This window comes from Aeromicrobium jepli (genome assembly GCF_047246605.1).
Classification (GTDB): Bacteria; Actinomycetota; Actinomycetes; order Propionibacteriales; family Nocardioidaceae; genus Aeromicrobium.
On record NZ_JBFOKO010000001.1, the window covers coordinates 1 to 16,968 of the forward strand.

14 protein-coding genes are annotated in these 16,968 nt (G+C 73.1%); 9 read left to right on the forward strand and 5 right to left on the reverse strand.

The window, feature by feature from the left end; all coding sequences use genetic code 11:
• Positions 1-301: 301 nt before the first annotated feature.
• From AB3M81_RS00005 to AB3M81_RS00020, 4 genes are all read right to left on the reverse strand, one after another.
• Positions 302-1,765, reverse strand: coding sequence for an amino acid permease (locus tag AB3M81_RS00005; RefSeq protein WP_412901848.1), 1,464 nt, complete (start codon positions 1,763-1,765; stop codon positions 302-304).
• Between the two features lie 106 nt (positions 1,766-1,871).
• The gene (locus AB3M81_RS00010; RefSeq protein WP_412901849.1) at positions 1,872-3,296 is read right to left on the reverse strand and encodes an FAD-binding oxidoreductase; all 1,425 of its coding nucleotides are present in this window, start codon (positions 3,294-3,296) and stop codon (positions 1,872-1,874) included.
• Positions 3,297-3,464: 168 nt separating this feature from the next.
• Complete coding sequence (locus AB3M81_RS00015; RefSeq protein ID WP_412901850.1) at positions 3,465-5,561, reverse strand: MMPL family transporter; 2,097 nt, start codon at positions 5,559-5,561, stop codon at positions 3,465-3,467.
• 176 nt (positions 5,562-5,737) lie between these two features.
• Positions 5,738-7,387 (reverse strand): phosphoenolpyruvate--protein phosphotransferase, encoded by a 1,650-nt coding sequence (locus tag AB3M81_RS00020; RefSeq protein ID WP_412901851.1) that lies wholly within the window; start codon positions 7,385-7,387, stop codon positions 5,738-5,740.
• Positions 7,388-7,551: 164 nt separating this feature from the next.
• On the opposite strand from AB3M81_RS00020, the gene AB3M81_RS00025 reads away from it, so the two are divergent.
• From AB3M81_RS00025 to AB3M81_RS00055, 7 genes are all read left to right on the forward strand, one after another.
• Positions 7,552-8,508 (forward strand): 1-phosphofructokinase family hexose kinase, encoded by a 957-nt coding sequence (locus tag AB3M81_RS00025; protein ID WP_412901852.1) that lies wholly within the window; start codon positions 7,552-7,554, stop codon positions 8,506-8,508.
• Entirely contained in the window at positions 8,505-10,559 is a 2,055-nt protein-coding gene (locus AB3M81_RS00030) for a PTS fructose transporter subunit IIABC (RefSeq protein ID WP_412901853.1), read from the forward strand. The genes AB3M81_RS00025 and AB3M81_RS00030 overlap by 4 nt, the downstream gene beginning before the upstream one ends.
• 12 nt (positions 10,560-10,571) lie before the next feature.
• Positions 10,572-10,829 carry an HPr family phosphocarrier protein gene (locus AB3M81_RS00035; protein WP_412901854.1) on the forward strand — a complete coding sequence of 86 codons (258 nt, stop codon included), beginning with the start codon at positions 10,572-10,574 and terminating at the stop codon, positions 10,827-10,829.
• Positions 10,830-10,936: 107 nt separating this feature from the next.
• Positions 10,937-11,377 carry an OsmC family protein gene (locus tag AB3M81_RS00040; RefSeq protein ID WP_412901855.1) on the forward strand — a complete coding sequence of 147 codons (441 nt, stop codon included), beginning with the start codon at positions 10,937-10,939 and terminating at the stop codon, positions 11,375-11,377.
• A 49-nt stretch (positions 11,378-11,426) separates the two neighbouring features.
• The gene (locus AB3M81_RS00045; RefSeq protein ID WP_412901856.1) at positions 11,427-12,098 is read left to right on the forward strand and encodes a nitroreductase; all 672 of its coding nucleotides are present in this window, start codon (positions 11,427-11,429) and stop codon (positions 12,096-12,098) included.
• Positions 12,095-12,958: an alpha/beta fold hydrolase gene (locus tag AB3M81_RS00050; RefSeq protein WP_412901857.1), complete on the forward strand. Its 864-nt coding sequence runs from the start codon at positions 12,095-12,097 to the stop codon at positions 12,956-12,958. Before AB3M81_RS00045 ends, AB3M81_RS00050 begins: the two co-directional genes overlap by 4 nt.
• Positions 12,955-13,704 (forward strand): enoyl-CoA hydratase-related protein, encoded by a 750-nt coding sequence (locus AB3M81_RS00055; protein ID WP_412901858.1) that lies wholly within the window; start codon positions 12,955-12,957, stop codon positions 13,702-13,704. The genes AB3M81_RS00050 and AB3M81_RS00055 overlap by 4 nt, the downstream gene beginning before the upstream one ends.
• Before the next feature lie 150 nt (positions 13,705-13,854).
• On the opposite strand, the gene AB3M81_RS00060 is transcribed toward AB3M81_RS00055, so the two are convergent.
• The gene (locus AB3M81_RS00060; protein ID WP_412901859.1) at positions 13,855-15,252 is read right to left on the reverse strand and encodes a hypothetical protein; all 1,398 of its coding nucleotides are present in this window, start codon (positions 15,250-15,252) and stop codon (positions 13,855-13,857) included.
• A gap of 71 nt (positions 15,253-15,323) precedes the next feature.
• On the opposite strand from AB3M81_RS00060, the gene AB3M81_RS00065 reads away from it, so the two are divergent.
• Both AB3M81_RS00065 and AB3M81_RS00070 read left to right on the forward strand, forming a co-directional pair.
• Positions 15,324-16,295, forward strand: coding sequence for an NADPH:quinone oxidoreductase family protein (locus AB3M81_RS00065; protein ID WP_412901860.1), 972 nt, complete (start codon positions 15,324-15,326; stop codon positions 16,293-16,295).
• A complete protein-coding gene (locus tag AB3M81_RS00070; protein WP_412901861.1) occupies positions 16,295-16,963 on the forward strand; it encodes a histidine phosphatase family protein in 669 nt (222 codons plus the stop codon). The genes AB3M81_RS00065 and AB3M81_RS00070 overlap by 1 nt, the downstream gene beginning before the upstream one ends.
• Positions 16,964-16,968: the final 5 nt, after the last annotated feature.

Here is a 16,968-nt window from a genome sequence, read left to right on the forward strand (position 1 = left end):
CAATCACCACCGACCCCACACCGGCATCGGCGGCCTCACGCCCTCAGACCGCGTTCACAACCTCACGGGGAACTACAGCTAGCGCTCGCCCGGCACTCGATCACCGGGGCGAACCCGGTGGTTGAGTAGCACGCGACGAAGGAGCGGCGTATCGAAACCACCGGCCCTCAGGCGTGATCTCGATACACCGGTCTCGCTGGCGCTCGCCCGGCACTCGATCACTGGGGGGCGAACCCGGTGGTTGAGTAGCTGGCGAGGAACGAGCGGCGTATCGAAACCACCGCACCTCACGCGGGCCGGGCTATTCGGCCACGCGGTCGGCCTGCAGGCCGAGTCGCGCGTGGCGGCGCCCGTAGAGGGCGTAGATCGCGATGCCCAGCACCATCCAGATCGCGAACCGCTCCCACGTCAGCAGCGACAGGTTCAGCATCAGCCACAGGCACGTCAGGATCGAGCCGCCGGCCACGAGGGGCGCGAACGGCACGCGGAACGGACGCTCGAGGTCGGGCCGCGTGCGGCGCAGCACCAGCACGCCCGCCGAGACCAGCACGAAGGCGAACAGCGTGCCGATGCTGACCAGGTGGCTGAGCTCGGCCAGCGGCACGAAGCCCGCCAGCAGCGCCACGAACGTCGACGTGATGATCGTGATCCGGTACGGCGTCCGGTAGGTCGGGTGGACCTTCGCGAGCGGCTGGGGGAGCAGGCCGTCGCGGCACATCGCGAACAGGACGCGCGACTGGCCCAGCAGCAGCACGAGGATCGTCGTGGTCATGCCCGCCACGGCGCCGAGCGAGATCAGGTTGGCGGCCCAGTCGATGCCGTTCGCCGAGAACGCCTCGGCCAGCGGTGCGCCGGTGTTCATCCGGTCGTCGGAGTAGTTGAGCATGCCGGTCACGACGAACGACACGGCCATGTAGAGCACGGTGCAGATCAACAGCGAGCCGAGGATGCCGCGCGGGACGTCGCGCTGCGGGTTGCGCGTCTCCTCGGCGGTGGTCGCGACGACGTCGAAGCCGATGTAGCTGAAGAACACGACCGACGCCGCGGCGATGATGCCCATGACGCCGAACGCGGTCGGCGCCATGCCGAACACCGCCTGGATGAGCGGCTGGTCCGAGCCCTTGACGAGGTCGAGGTCCTCGGCCGGCGGCACGAAGGGCGTGTAGTTCGCGGCCTTGACGAAGAACAGGCCGGCCACGATCACGAAGATCACCACGCCCACCTTGATGAGGACGAAGACGCTGGTGACCGAGCTCGAGAGCTTCGTGCCCGCGATGACGAGGAAGGCCAAGATGGCGACGATCGCCATCGCCGCGACGTCCACGACGGCCTCGTCCCCGGCGACCTGGGTGGGCAGCTCCAGCAGCTCCTGCAGGTAGCCGGACCAGCCACGGGCGACGACGGCCGCGCCGAGCGCCAGCTCCAGCAGCAGGTCCCAGCCGATGATCCACGCGATGAACTCGCCGAGCGTCGCGTAGCTGAACGTGTACGCACTGCCCGCGACGGGCACGGTGGAGGCGAACTCGGCGTAGCACAGGGCCGCGAGCGCGCAGGTCGCGCCGGCGATGAGGAAGCTGATGACGATGGCCGGGCCGGCGTGCTTGTGCGCCTCCTGGCCGGTCAGCACGAAGATGCCGGTGCCGATGATGACGCCGACGCCGAAGACCATGAGGTCCTTGGCGCTCAGGTCGCGCTTGAGCTGGTGCTCGGGCTCGTCGGTCTCGGCGATCGACTGTTCGACGGACTTCGTGCGGAACAGGCTCATGCCCCCGACTCTGGACCGGCGTGCAGGCACCTGCAAGTGACATCGGACGCGACCGAGCCCGCCGGGACCGTCACGGAAGGGTCTCGGCGGGCTCGGGCCCGGATGGTCAGCGCGTCGGCCGGCCGTTCTCGTACAGGCGCGGGATCGCATGGTTCGCCAGGCACACGCCGTCCGGGTCCACGGCAGAGCGGATCGCGGCCAGCTTCGGCCAGGCGTCGGCCGCGTAGCCCGTGCGGGCGTCGGTCGGCTCCTCGGCGAAGTTGAGGTAGGACCGGCCGTTCGCCCACGGCTCGAGCGCCGCGACGGCCTCCTCGCCGAGCGCGGCAACGATCGCTCCCAGCTCCGGCGTCGGGGCGATGCCGCCGCAGATGAAGGCGAACTCGCCCTCCAGGTGCGTCAGCGCGCCGCCGCCCTCGTGCGGGCGGCCGACCGCGCCGCCCAGCTGGCGCAGCTCGGCGACCATGAGCGGCGTCTCGACGCCCGGGCCGAAGAGGGCCAGGAACGCGTCCGCGCCCTCGTCGTCGAGCTCGCGCAGCATCGTGGAGCGCATGACGCCCGGCGCGGGCTCCTCCGGGTCCATGTGCAGGTGCACGAGGGTCTCGGTGGGGACGCGGCCGAATGTGTCGAGCTCGGGCTCGAGCGCCCGCAGCGGGGCCAGGATCTCGGAGGCGCGCTCGTCGGAGGCCATGACCGCGCCGTCGATCACGACGATCGTGCGGCCGCGGACGAAGTCGGGCATCTCGGGGATCGGGGGGATCCGCATGATGCGGAACGAGGTGGTGACCTCGTCGGGGGCGACGGGCGCCCAGGCGCGCCACATGTCGAGCACGCGCGGTGCCATCTCGACGTCCCACATCAGCATGCCGGCGTACGCGGTGCTGAAGTCGTACGCGCGGAACTCGAGGGCCGTGACGATGCCGAAGTTGCCGCCGCCACCGCGGACCGCCCAGAACAGCTCGGGGTTCGTCTCGGCGTCGGCGCGCACCAGGTCGCCGTTCGCGAGGACGATCTCGACGGCCGTGAGGCTGTTGGCGGCCAGGCCCAGCTTGCGGGCGTACCAGCCCATGCCGCCGCCGAGGCTGTAGCCGGCGATGCCGACGTCGACCGACGAGCCGTGCAGGACGGTCAGGCCGTGCTCGGCGGCCGCCTTCACGGCCGGCAGCCACACGGTGCCGCCGCCGACGCGGACGATGCGGCGGTCGGGATCGACGCTCACGTCGTTCAGCTCGCTCGTGCGGACGATGACGACGTCGTCGAGGTCGCCGGCCGCGAGCGGGCCCGCGTTGTGGCCGGTGCTCTGCGGCGCGACCCGCAGGCCGGCGGCGGAGGCGGCGCGCACGATGTGGGCGACGTCCTCGGCGGTGCGGGGGAGGGCGACCGCGGCGGGACGCTGGTCGACAGCCAGGTTCCAGGCGGTGCGCGCGGCGTCGTACCCGGGGTCGCCGGGCAGGTGGACGGCATCGCCGGCCAGTCCGCGCAGGCGGTCCGCCGGGCGCTCGAGCTGGTCCAGGGTGGTTTCGTGGAGGGACACGGTGATGCTCCTTGATGGGTGTTTCGCTTCCGGACTCCGAGAGCGGCGGCGCGGTCCGGTGATACGCCCCGAGACGGCGGTCACGTGGGCCGGCGGGACCGGGAACGCGAAGGTCCCGCCGGCCGCGCAGCGAGTGCGCGACCGACGGGACCCGGGTGTCGAGGGACGTCAGCGAGCGGCGACGACCGGCTCGGAACCTTCCACGTCGACCTGCGGCAGGGCGCGGTCGAGCCAGGCGGGCAGCCACCAGTTCCACCGCCCGAGCAGCGTCATCGTGGCGGGCACCAGGACCATCCGGACGATCGTCGCGTCCAGCAGGACGGCGGTCGCCATGCCGACGCCGAGCATCTTCACGACCAGGTCGCCCTCGGTCGCGAAGCCGAGGAAGACGACGACCATGATCGCCGCGGCGGCCGTGATGACCTTGCCCGAGGCCGACAGCCCGTGCACCACGCTGCCCGTCGGGTCGCCCGTGTCGAGCCACTTCTCGCGGATCCGGCTCAGCAGGAAGACCTCGTAGTCCATCGAGAGGCCGAACAGGATCGCGAAGATCAGGATCGGCACCCAGCTCGACACGGGGGCGGCGTGGTCGATGCCGAGCAGGCTCGCACCCCACCCCCACTGGAACACGGCCGTCATGACGCCGTACGCGGCGCCGATGGACAGCAGGTTCATGACCGCCGCCTTGAGCGGGATCACGACGGACCGGAACACGAGCGTGAGCAGCAGCACCGAGACCGCCACGACGAAGCCGATCACGACCCACAGGCGGTGGGACAGCATCTCGGCGATGTCGGCGAAGAGGGGCGTCTGGCCCGTCACCTCCACGCCGGCCGGCAGGTCGGCGCGCAGCTCCTCGACCAGGTCCGACGTGCGGGCGTCGGCGGAGCCGAAGGCCGGCTCGGCGGTCAGCACGGTGACCGCCCCGTCGGGCGAGGTGACCGGTGGCGAGACGGACACCAGGTCCTCCTCGGCCAGCAGAGTGTCGCGAACGGCCGTGACCTCCGAGGCGGATGTCCGCTCGTGGTCCACGACGACCGTGATCGGACTGGTGGCGCCCGGTCCGAAGGCCTCGGACGTCAGGTCGTACGCGCGCCGCGTGGTGGCCTCGGTCGTCTGGTTCCCGTCGTCCTGCGGCCACGTGCGCATGTCGAGCACGGGCGCCGCGAGGGCGATCATGACGGTCGCTCCGGCCAGGGCCCACAGCAGCGGCCGCCGCGTGACGCGCTCGGCCCAGCGCGCCGTCAGGGACGGGCCGGAACGGGTCCGGCCGCGGCGCAGGCCGCGCGCGAGCACCTTGCGACCCGCGAACCGGCACAGCACCGGCACGAGCGTCAGCGCCGTCAGCATGACGGCGACGACCGCGATCGCGGTGGCCCACCCGAACGTCGAGAACGTCGGCAGTCCGGCGAGACCGAGGCCGAGCAGCGAGATCAGGACCGTGAGCGAGGCGAACACGACGGACCTGCCGGCGGTCGCCAGGCTCCGCCCGGTGGCCTCCTCGACCCGGTGGCCCTGGGCCAGGAACTCGGCGTGCCGGCTCACCAGCAGCAGGGCGTAGTCGATGCCGACGCCCAGGCCGACCATCGACGCCACCATCGGCGCCGACGTGGACACGTCCATCGTCGCGGCGAGCAGGGTGATGCCGGCCGAGCCGACCGCGAGTCCGGCGACCGCCACCAGGACGGGCAGGCCGGCCACGACGGCGGAGCCGAAGGCGATCAGCAGGATCAGGAGCGCGGCGCCGACGCCGATCAGCTCGCCGTACCCCTTGATCGGTGCGGAGGCCGTCGACGGCTGGTCGCCGCCGAGCTCGACCTGGAGGCCGGCGTCGCGCGTGGCCTCGACCGCCTCCTCGAGGGGCTCGACGTCGCCCATGAGGTCGGGATGCGTGACCTCGACGTCGTACGCGAGGTGCACGACCGCGGTGCGCCCGTCGTCGCTGACGCGCGGCGGGGCGACGTCGGACACGTGGGCGACGTCGCGCAGCCGCTCGCCGAGGGCGGTCAGTGCCGCCGCCGGGATGGCCCGGTCGTCGTGGACGACCACGTTGGCCGAGGCGTTGCCGGCGTCGGGCAGGTGGTTGCGCAGCAGCTCGATTCCGTGCTGGGACTCGGCGCCGGGCACGTTCCAGTCGTCCTGGGTCGTGCCGCCGAACGAGGAGCTGACGGCGAACACGGTCGCGGCGACGATCAGCCAGCCGACGAGCGTGCGCCACGGGTGCAGGGCCGTCGTGCGGCCCCACCGGTAGAGCAGGGAGGACATGTGGGTTCCTTCGTGGGAGGTCGGTGTTCCGCGTCCCACGAGCTCGGGCCCGCCCGCGCTGATACCGCCGCCCTGCCCTCCCCGTCACCGCGAGTGGCGCAAGAAGGCCCGCCACTCGACGAGTGGCGGGCCAATCTGCGCCACTCGCGGAGCGGCGGACGGTCGGAGCGGCCGGGTCAGCCCAGGACGTCCTTGGCCGCGTGGGCGGCGGCGAGGTTGTCCGGGGCGGCGAGCGCGGCCTCGGCGGCGGCCTGGCACTGCTCGAGCGTGACCTGGGCCAGCTTCGCGCCGACCGAGCGCACCGCGGTGGCCGCGCACGACAGCGACGTGACGCCCAGGCCGGTGAGCACGCACGCCAGGAGGGGGTGCGCCGCGGCCTCGCCGCACACGCCCACGGGCTTGCCGGCGCGCTGGCCGGCCTGCGCCACGAGCTTGATCGAGGCGAGCAGCGCGGGCTGCCACGGGTCGGTGAGGTCGCTCAGCGTCGGGGCCATCCGGTCGGCGGCGAACGTGTACTGCGACAGGTCGTTCGTGCCGATCGAGACGAAGTCGAGGTGGCGGAACAGGCGGTCGGCCAGCAGGACCGTGGACGGCGTCTCGATCATGATGCCGGCCTGCATGCCGCGGGCCCGGACGCGCTCGGCGAACCACTGCGCCTCGGCCTCGGTGGTGACCATCGGGGCCATGACGCGCACGTCGGCGCCGGTGCGCTCGCGCGCCGCGGCGATGCCGTCCAGCTGCCGGTCGAGCATGTCGGGGTTCGCCAGGCCGATGCGCAGGCCGCGCACGCCCAGGGCCGGGTTGGGCTCGTCGGGCTGCGACGCGAAGGGAAGGGGCTTGTCCGAGCCGGCGTCGAGCGTGCGCACGATGACCTTGCGGTCGCCGAGCGCCTCGAACACCTCGGCGTAGATGTCGGCCTGCTCCTCGACGGTGGGCTCCGTGGCGCGGTCGAGGAAGCTCAGCTCGGTGCGGAACAGGCCCACGCCCTCGATGGGCTCCTGCGCGGCCGCGCGGGCCCCGGCGCCGTCCTGCACGTTCGCGAGGACCTGGATCGGGTGGTCGTCGGCGGTGCGGCCCGGGCCGGTCCAGCCTGCGGCGGCCTCGCGCGAGAGCCGGTCCTGCTCGACCAGCTCGGCGAGGCGCTGCTCGTCGGGGTCGACCGTGACCGTGCCCGCCGTGCCGTCGACGGCGACACGGGCGCCCGCGGGGACCTCGTCGAGGCCCGTCACGGCGACGACGCAGGGGATGCCCAGCTGTCGCGCGATGATCGCGGTGTGGCTCGTCGAGCCGCCCAGGCGCGTCGCGATCGCGACGACGGTGGAGGGGTCGAGGCCGGCGGTGTCGGCGGGCGCGAGGTCGTCGGCGAGCAGCACCGAGGGCTCCTCGGGCAGCGGGATGCCGGGCTCGGGCAGGCCGAGCAGCTCGGCGACGATCCGGTCGCGCACGTCGTAGAGGTCGGTGACGCGCTCGGCCATGAGGCCGCCCGCCGCGGTGAACATCGCGGCGAGCTCGTCGATGGCGGCGGTGGTGGCGGTGGCCGGGCCGGCGCCTTGGGCGGCGTGCTTGCCGACGAAGGTCGCCAGTCCGCGGTCCTCGGCGAGGCTCGCGGTCGCGGCCAGCACCTCGGAGGCGGCGCCGTTGGCGGCCTTGGAGCGCTCGCGCAGGCGGCGGGCGACCTCGGTCGCCGCGGTCGCGAAGGCGACGTTGGTGGTGGACGCGTCGGCGGCCGGCTCGTCGGCGGGGGCCTCGGGTCGCGGGGCCGGTCGGACGACCGGTCCGACGCCGATGCCGGGGACGACGGCGGTTCCGGAGTACTCGGTGCTCACCCTCCGACGGTATCCCGGAGGCTGGAAAGACAGCACAGGCCCATTGACAACGTCCCGCAATGTGACATAAAACCAATGCAAGCAACACCCGAAGTCACACGAAACCACACGGCGAGCAGCGCCGGACCGTGTCACTGTGGGAGCAGGCGCCGGAAGGAGTCGACGTGATCGTCACCGTCACCGCGAATCCCGCGACCGATCGCCTCGTGGGTCTGCTCGAGCCGCTGGAGCGCGGCTCCGTCGTCCGCAGCGAGGCCGCGCACGACGACCCGGGCGGCAAGGGCATCAACGTCGCCCGCGTGCTGCACGCCGCCGGTGTCCCCGTCACGGCCGTGCTGCCCGGCGCGGCGGACGAGCCCCTGCTGGCGGACCTGGATGCGCGCGGACTTCCCCACCGCGCGGTCCCCGTCTCCGGCCGCCTGCGCGTCAACCTGACGCTCGCCGAGCCCGACGGCACCACCACCAAGGTCAACTCGCCCGGCCCGCGCCTCGACGCGAGCGAGGTCGACGCCCTGGCCGAGGCGGTCCTGGCCGCCGCGACGCCCGGCGGCTGGGCCGTCCTGAGCGGCTCGCTGCCGCCCGGCGTCCCGTTCGACTGGTACGCCACGACGACGACGCGACTGCAGCAGGCCGGTGTGCGGGTGGCCGTCGACGCCTCCGGCGCCGCGCTGTCCGAGGCCGTGCGCCACGCCTCGCCGCAGCTGCTCAAGCCCAACGCGGACGAGCTGGCCGAGCTGCTCGGCTGCGAGGCCGACGAGATCGAGCAGGACCGCCACGAGGCCGTCCGCCGCGCGCAGGAGCTGCGCGAGGCCCACGGGGTCGAGACGGTCCTGCTGACGCTGGGCGGCTCGGGCGCCGTCCTCGCCACCCCGACCGGCTCGTGGTTCTGCCCGCCGGTGCCGATCACGGTGCGCAGCACCGTGGGCGCGGGCGACTCGTCGCTCGCGGGGTACCTGATCGCCGAGGTCGCGGGCCGGTCGCCGGCCGAGTGCCTCGCCAGCGCCGCCGCGCACGGAGCCGCGGCGGCCGCCCTTCCGGGATCGGCGCTGCCCGCGCCGGACGATCTCGCGGATGTGCCGGAGGCGGTTCCCGTCGAGCCGGCCGGATGGAGGAGACCATGACCGAACTCATCACCGCGGACCTGGTGGCGCTCGACGTCGACCTCGGGTCCGACGCCTCCGGCGTGATCGACGCGCTCGCGCAGCGCGTCGCCGCGTCGGGCCGCGCCGCGTCCGCCGACGACCTCGCGGCGGCCGCCAAGGCCCGCGAGGCGCAGGCGGCGACGGGCGTGCCCGGTGGCATCGCGATCCCGCACTGCCGTGCCGCGACCGTCACGGAGCCCACGCTCGCGTTCGCGCGGCTGTCGAACCGCGCCGACTTCGGCGCCCCCGACGGGCCCGCCGACATCGTGTTCATGATCGCCGCGCCCGAGGGTGCCGGTGACGCGCACCTCAAGCTGCTCTCGTCGCTGGCCCGCTCGCTCGTCCGCGCGGACTTCACGAAGGCGCTGCGCGAGGCGACCACGCCGGACGAGATCATCGCGCTCGTCGACCAGGCGACCGGGGGAGTCCTCCCCGCACCGGCTGCGCAGTCCGCCCCCGCGGCACAGCCCGCGCCGGCCGCCCCGGCGGCGCAGGCCGAGGCGGAGCCGCGCCGGCTCGTCGCGGTCACGGCGTGCACCACCGGCATCGCGCACACCTACATGGCGGCCGACGCGCTCGCGCAGGCCGCCAACGACGCGGGCGTCGACCTGGTCGTCGAGCCGCAGGGCTCCTCGGGCAGCTCGCCGCTCACCCGCGAGCAGATCGCCGCCGCCGACGCGGTCATCTTCGCCACCGACGTGGGCGTCAAGGACCAGGCCCGGTTCGCCGGCAAGCCCGTCGTCCGCAGCGGCGTCAAGCGCGCCATCAACGAGCCGCGCGTCATGATCGACGAGGCCCTTGCGGCCGCGAACGACCCGGGCGCGCGCCGCGTCGAGGGCGACGCCGACACCGCCACCGCGGACACCGGCGACGAGAGCGTCGGTCGCAAGCTGCAGCGCTGGCTGCTGACCGGCGTCAGCTACATGATCCCGTTCGTCGCGGCCGGCGGCCTGCTGATCGCGCTCGGCTTCCTGCTGGCGGGGTACGACGTCGACGCCAAGGCCGTCATGGACGAGTACTCCCTGGCGAACCTGCCCCAGGCCGGCGAGCACGCCCTGTTCGGCAGCGGCCTGCTGTACTACCTCGGCGCGCTCGTCCTGCTGCTCGGCCAGTGGGCGTTCAGCTTCCTCGTGCCGGCGCTGTCGGGCTACATCGCGTACGCGATCGCCGATCGTCCGGGCATCGCGCCGGGCTTCGTGATGGGCTACGCGGCCACCCAGATCGGCGTCACCGAGACCAACCCCAACGGCGCGGGCTTCATCGGCGGCATCGTCGGCGGCCTGCTCGCCGGCCTCGTCGCCGGCTGGTTCGCCCGCCGCGGCGTGCCCCGCTGGCTCGCCGGCCTCATGCCGGTCGTGATCATCCCGCTGGTGACGACGATCGTCGTCGGCATGGCGATGATCCTCGTGCTGGCGAAGCCGCTGGCCTGGGTCAACGAGGCGCTGGTCGACGGGCTCAACAGCATGACCGGCAGCTCGGCGATCGTCCTGGGCGCCGTGCTGGGCCTGATGATGTGCTTCGACCTCGGCGGTCCCGTCAACAAGGCGGCCTACGTGTTCGCCGTGACCGGCCTGTCGACGGCCGGGGCGCTCGAGGTTGGCTCCTCGCAGTCCAAGATCATGGCGGCCGTCATGCTGGCCGGCATGGTGCCGCCGCTGGCGCTGGCCTTCTCGACCGCGATCCGCCCGCAGCTCTACGCCCGCGAGGAGCGCGAGAACGGCAAGGCCGCGTGGCTGCTGGGCGCCTCGTTCATCAGTGAGGGCGCGATCCCGTTCGCGGCGGCCGACCCGTTCCGCGTCATCCCCGCGATGATGGCCGGCGGCGCCGTCACGGGCGCCTTGTCCATGGCGACCGGCGTCACCCTCGTGGCTCCGCACGGCGGCATCTTCGTCTTCTTCGCGGTCGACAAGGTGCTGTGGTTCTTCGTCTCGCTGATCGTGGGGATGCTGGTGGCAGGATTCCTCGTGACCGCTCTCAAGGCCGGCCGCAGCAAGAAGGCGGCCCCGGCCGCCGAGACCCTCACCGTCTGAAAGGACTTCCCCATGCCGAGCAAGACCGTCACCGTCGGATCCGCCGTCGGCCTGCACGCTCGCCCCGCCGCCGAGATCGCGGCCGCCGTCACCGAGGCCGGCGTCCCGGTCACGCTGGCCGTCGTGGGCGGCGAGCCCGTCGACGCGGGCTCCGCGCTGCTGATCATGACCCTCGGCGCGTCCCAGGGTACCGAGGTCGTCGTCGAGAGCGACGACGCCGCCGCGGTCGAGAAGATCGCCGCGCTCGTGGAGTCCGACCTGGACGCCTGAGCGGCCCCCGCACTTCCACTTTTGGAAGCGGAACCACGTCCTCTCACATCGGTGCCGTGGAACCGCTTCCAAAAGTGGGGACACTCGCGCGGGTCTACTGTCGTGGCATGAGCGACGAATCCTCGACCCTGCGCAGCGTCCACCTCACCCGGACCGGCCCGATGGAGTACCGCGCGGAGAACTCCCGCGGCGGTGTCATCTCGTTCGGTGAGGGCCAGAACATCGACTTCACGCCCGTCGAGCTGCTGCTGGTGGCGCTCGGCGGCTGCAACGCGATCACCGTGGAGGCGCTGACGAAGCGCGCCGAGCCGCGCCGCTTCGACGTCTCGGCCGAGGGCCACAAGGTCAAGGACGCCGAGGGCCGGTCGATCCTGGAGAACATCACGATCACCCTCGACATCACGTTCGACCACGACGAGGCCGGCACCGCGATGGCCGAGCGCGTGCCGGACGCGATCGAGAAGTCGCACCACCGGCTGTGCACCGTGAGCCGCACGGTCGAGGAGGGCACGCCCGTCCGCGTCGTGCAGGTGCGCGAACCGCACTGAAAAACCGTCAGAGTTGACCGGAAATGGCGCCCCGCCTACCGTGAGCGCCATGGAAGACCCCCGCGACGCCGAGGTCCTCGACCGACTCCTGGCGTCCCGATTCAGCTGCCGAGGGTTCACCGACGAGCCGGTCGCCGACGACGAGATCCGGGCGATCCTGGCCTCCGCCTCGCGCACGCCGTCGTGGTGCAACGTGCAGCCGTGGCACGTCGACGTCGTCTCCGGTGACGCTCTCGTGCGGCTGCGCCGCGACATCATGGCCGACACCTCGGCGGGCTCCGACCTGCCGTTCCCGCCCGGCTACACCGGGGTGCACGCCGAGCGCCGGCGCGAGGTCGGCTGGCAGCTCTACGAGGCCGTCGGCGTCGCGAAGGGCGACCGGGACGCGTCCGCTCGCGAGATGCTGCGGAACTTCGAGTTCTTCGGCGCCCCGCACGTCGCGATCGTCTCCGCGCCGGGTCCGCTCGGCGTCTACGCGGCGATCGACTGCGGCCTGTTCGTGCAGTCGTTCCTGCTGGCCGCGCAGGCGCGCGGCGTCGCGACCGTCGCCCAGGCGGCGCTGGCGCAGAAGGCCGACTTCCTGCGCGGCTGGCTCGGCCTGCCGGACGATCGCGTGATCGTCTGCGGCATCTCGTTCGGGCACGCCGACCCCCAGCACCCGGCCAACTCGTTCCGCGCCTCGCGGGTCGAGGTCGACGAGCTCGCGAGGTTCCACGCGTGACGCCCGAGTGGTTCCGCTGGGCGCTCGAGCAGAGGCCCCAGCACCTCGAGATCGAGGTCGAGGGTGCGCCGATCCACTACCGCGCGTGGGGCGATCCGGGCGATCCGGTGGCCGTCCTCGTCCACGGCGGCGCCGCGCACAGCGGCTGGTGGGACCACGTCGGCCCACACCTGGCCGTGGGTCACCGCGTGCTCGCGCCGGACCTCTCGGGGCACGGCGACAGCGGCCGCCGCGACGCGTACTCGCTCGAGGGCTGGGCCCGCGAGATCCTCGCGGTCGCGCAGGCCGAGCACGGTGACAAGCCGGTCGTCTTCGGCCACAGCATGGGCGGGTTCGTCGCCCTGACGGCGGCCCGCGAGCACGGCCACGACCTGCTCGGTGCGGCCGCGATCGACTCGCCGGTGCAGGCGGTCTCGCCCGAGGCGCGGGAGTGGCGCAAGGACCGGGCCGACCTCACGATGCCGGTCTACCCGGACGCGGCCACGATGGTCTCGCGCTTCCGCACGCTGCCCGAGGACGACTCGTCGCTGCCGTACGTGCGCGAGCACATCGCGCGCGGCTCGATCCGCCGCGTCGACGGCCCGAACGGCTCGGGCTGGTCGTGGAAGTTCGACCCCCGCGTCTTCCTGCGCTCGTCGATGACGCCCGACGACGTCACCCGCGCGGCGTGCGAGGTCGCCCTGCTGCGCGGCGAGCGCGGCATGGCGACCACCGACATCACCGAGGAGATCCGCTCGCGATTGGGCGGCGCCGTACCCGTTACGGTGATCCCGGACTCGGGCCACCACATCATGCTGGACCAGCCGACGGCACTGATCGCGGTGCTGCAGACCCTGCTCGGACAATGGAGGAAACGATGACCGATCTCCTGGTCGACCGCACCGACGGCGTGCTGCGCCTGACGCTGAACGCGCCGGACCGGCTCAACTCGGTCACGACCGACATGTTCGAGCAGATGAGCGACGAGCTCGAGCAGGCCGACGGCGTCCGCGTCGCCGTCCTGACCGGCGCGGGCCGCGCGTTCTGCTCCGGCGCGGTCATGGCTCCCGGCGCCACGAACACCGGCATCCTCGAGGCGGCCGACCGCCTCATCCACCTGCTGACCGGCTCGCCGTTCCCGGTCGTCGCGGCGCTCAACGGCCTGACGGCCGGCATCGGCTCGTCCCTGGCGCTGGCGTCGGACTTCCAGGTGGCCAAGGAGGACGACTACTTCCTGCAGGCCTTCGTCAACGTGGGCCTCATGGGCGACGGCGCCGCGCACGAGCTCCTCGCCGCCTCGGTCGGGCGCGCCCGCGCGACGCGCCTGCTGATGCTGGGCGAGAAGCTGCCGAACCGCGAGGCGTTCGAGGCCGGCCTCATCACGCACTGCGTGGGCGCCGACGAGTGGCAGGCCACCGTCGACGGCCTGGTCGACAAGCTCAAGTCCGGTCCCACGCTGGCCTACGCGCAGATCAAGGCGACGATCAACGCCGCCGCGCTGTCCCACCTCGACCGCACCCTGCAGGCCGAGACCGCCGGACAGAAGGTGCTGGGCGCATCCGACGACTTCGCCGAGGGCGTCGCCGCCTTCACCGAGAAGCGCCGGGCCAACTTCACCGGCCGCTGAGCCGTCCCGCCACCCGCTGAGCCCTGCCGCCCGCTGACCGCGAGTGGCGCAAAAGTGCCCGCCATTCGACGAGTGGCGGGCATCTTTGCGCCAGTCGCGACCCCGGTTCGCGCCACTCGGCGAGGGAGACCGACGGGCTGGGCCAAGCCCTCACCCGCGCGAGGACGCCAGCCCGAGCACCGCGGCGAGGCCGAGGGCCGAACGCGGGTGGTACGCCGCGGTCCACAGCCCGCCGTGCGCCGCGCCGTAGGCCTCCTCGCGCCACGGGTCCCGCAGCGGCGTGCGCGGCGAGCGCAGGTCGTGGACGAGCATCGCGGCCATGAGCACGTTGCTGGTGGCCGGCTCGAACACCTCCACGCCGAACCGGTGCGCGCCGGCGTAGGCCGCCGCGAGCGCGCGGTTCTTGACGACCGAGGCCGTCCGGGTCGCGGGCGCCACGTTGAGCGAGACGCGCGTGCCGGCGTCGCGGGCCGCGGCGGCGCGCCAGCGCTGCACCCGCTTGGCGAGGGCGTAGTTGGGGCCCTGCTGCGGGACGAGCGAGTCGCACACGCCGATCTCGACGCCGGGCGGGTAGTTGCGCTGCAGGAGCCGCCCGCCGCTCACGAGCCGCAGCGATCCGCGCAGCATGCGGCGGCCGCCGTCGTAGGCCTCGTTGGCGGTCGTGACCGCCCCGGCGGGCACGGCGAAGACGTCGGTCGGCGTGGCGAGGTAGGCCAGCGCGGTGTCGGGACGCTGGGCGACGACGTGGGCCGAGATCGCGTCGGCCGCCATCGACACGCGCACGTGCGTCGCCCCGTCGGCGTAGCAGTACGTGCCGAGCACGAGCCGTCCGTCGAGCCCGCCGATCCACGTCTCGAGGTCGCGCAGCGAGTGCAGCAGGTCGGCGCCCGTCTCGTCGCCGTCGGCGGGAAGGAGCACGCGCCCGGCGCCCTCCTCGGCCTGGGCGCGGATGCGCTTCTGGATGTCCGCGCGCGGCAGGTCCACCGCCGCGACGGTCGCTCCCCAGCGCAGCAGTGAGCGGTACGGGCCCATCTCGGCGCCGGCACCCAGCACCACGACCGTGTCCCCGTCGAGCCGGAGCCACTCCGGGTGGTCGCGCACTTCGCGGATCGCGTCCGCGAACGTCGGCTCGACGACGCCGCGCGCGACCCAGTCGTCCAGCTGCTCGTCGAGCTCGGCCCCGGCGAGGCGTCGCCCGCGGTACGGGACGGTCAGCTCGGTCTCGGGCGCGGCGGCGCCGGCGACCTCGAGCGTCGTCCAGGTCGACCGCGCGGGCCGCTCGAAGGCGGTCGCCAGGGGCCCGTCGTCGAACAGCATCTGCTCGTGCAGGCTGCGCAGGCCCTCGTTCGCGATCGTGACCGCGTCCTGCGGCGATCCGAGCCCCGCCTCGACGAGCCGCGCGAAGTGCTGCAGGTAGCCGCGGCGCCAGTTCGTCTCGCGCTCGGCCTCCCGCGCGCCGACGGGATCGACGAGCTGCAGCGCGTCGGTGACGGCGCGGCGAGCGGTCGCCGTCGAGCTCTCGGTGGGGAAGCGGACTCCGGTGGCCATGAACGTGAGGATAGCCTCAGGTCGTGGGACACCGCCTAAGCAAGCGCTTAGGAATCGGCTACAGTCGGCGCATGCGAGCGATCCAGATCACATCGCTCGACGGTCCCGAGGCCGTCGAGCTCGTCGACATCGAGTCCCCGGCGCGCGGAGAGGACCAGGTCCTGATCGACGTCAAGGCCGCCGGCGTCGCGTTCCCCGAGCTGCTGCAGAGCCGCGGCCTGTACCAGCTGAAGCCCCCGCTGCCCTTCGTCCCCGGCGCCGAGATCGCGGGCGTCGTCGTGGAGGCGCCCGAGGGCTCCGGCTTCGCGCCGGGCGACCGCGTGGCCGCGCTGCCCATGCTGGGCGGCTTCGCCGAGCAGGTCGTCGCCGACGTGCTGCTGACGTTCCCGCTGCCTGACGAGGTCTCCTTCGCCGAGGGCGCCTCCTTCATGTTCAACTACGGCACGGCGTACTTCGGCCTCGTGAACCGCGGCCAGCTCGCCGAGGGCGAGTCCGTCCTCGTGCACGGCGCCTCCGGCGGCGTGGGCACCGCCGCGATCCAGGTCGCCAAGGCGTTCGGCGCCGGCCGCGTCATCGCCGTGACCTCGACGGACGCCAAGGGCGAGATCGCCGTGCAGGCGGGCGCCGACGAGTACGTGCTCTCCGAGGGCTTCAAGGACGCCGTCAAGGCATCCGGCGGCGTCGACATCGTCGTCGACCCGGTCGGCAACCCGCCCGGCGGCGACCGCTTCACCGACTCGCTGCGCTGCCTCAAGGACGACGGCCGCGTCCTCGTCATCGGCTTCACCGCCGGCGAGATCCCCAAGATCCCCGCGAACCGCCTGCTGCTGAACAACGTCTCGGCCGTCGGCGTGGGCTGGGGCGCCTACGCGATGAAGCGCCCGGGCCTGATCAAGCAGCAGTGGGAGGCCATGGCCGACCACCTCGCCTCGGGTGCGCTCAAGCCGATCGTCGGCGAGTCGTTCCCGTTGGAGAAGGCGTCCGAGGCGCTGCTGACGCTCGACCGGGCGCAGGCCACCGGCAAGCTCGTCCTCGAGGTCTGATGGGGACCCTGCACCTGGTCCGTCACGGCCAGGCCTCGTTCGGCTCGGACGACTACGACCAGCTGAGCGAGCTCGGCACCCGCCAGTCCGCCTCCCTCGGCCAGGCGTGGGAGGCGGGCGGCGCGGTCTTCACCGACGCCGTCGCGGGCTCCATGAAGCGCCACGCCCAGACCGCGATCGCGGCGATCGACGCGAGCGGCCTCGGCGAGGAGGACGCGGACCCCGGCCTGTCGGGCTACGACATCGACGCCGGCTGGAACGAGTACGACCACCTCGCGATCGCGAACGCGCACGACCCCGCCGCGATGACGCGCGACGCGAAGGCGTTCCAGGCCTCGCTCAACGAGGCGCTCGCCGCGTGGCGCGAGGGCAAGGGCAACTTCACCGAGACGTACGCCCAGTTCCGCGACCGCGTCATGGGCGCGTTCGCGGCGGCCACCGAGATCGCCGCCCAGAAGGGCCGGCGGGTGCTGGTCTTCACCTCGGGCGGCCCGATCGCGATGGTCGCGTCCCACCTGATCGCGGGCGACGACTCGGCGTTCCAGCGGCTCAACGACGTGATCGTGAACTCCAGCGTCACGACACTCATGGTGGGTGCCACCGGACCGCGTGTCCTGACGTTCAATGACCACGGGCACCTGCCCGCCGCGGACGTCACGTTCCGCTGAACCTC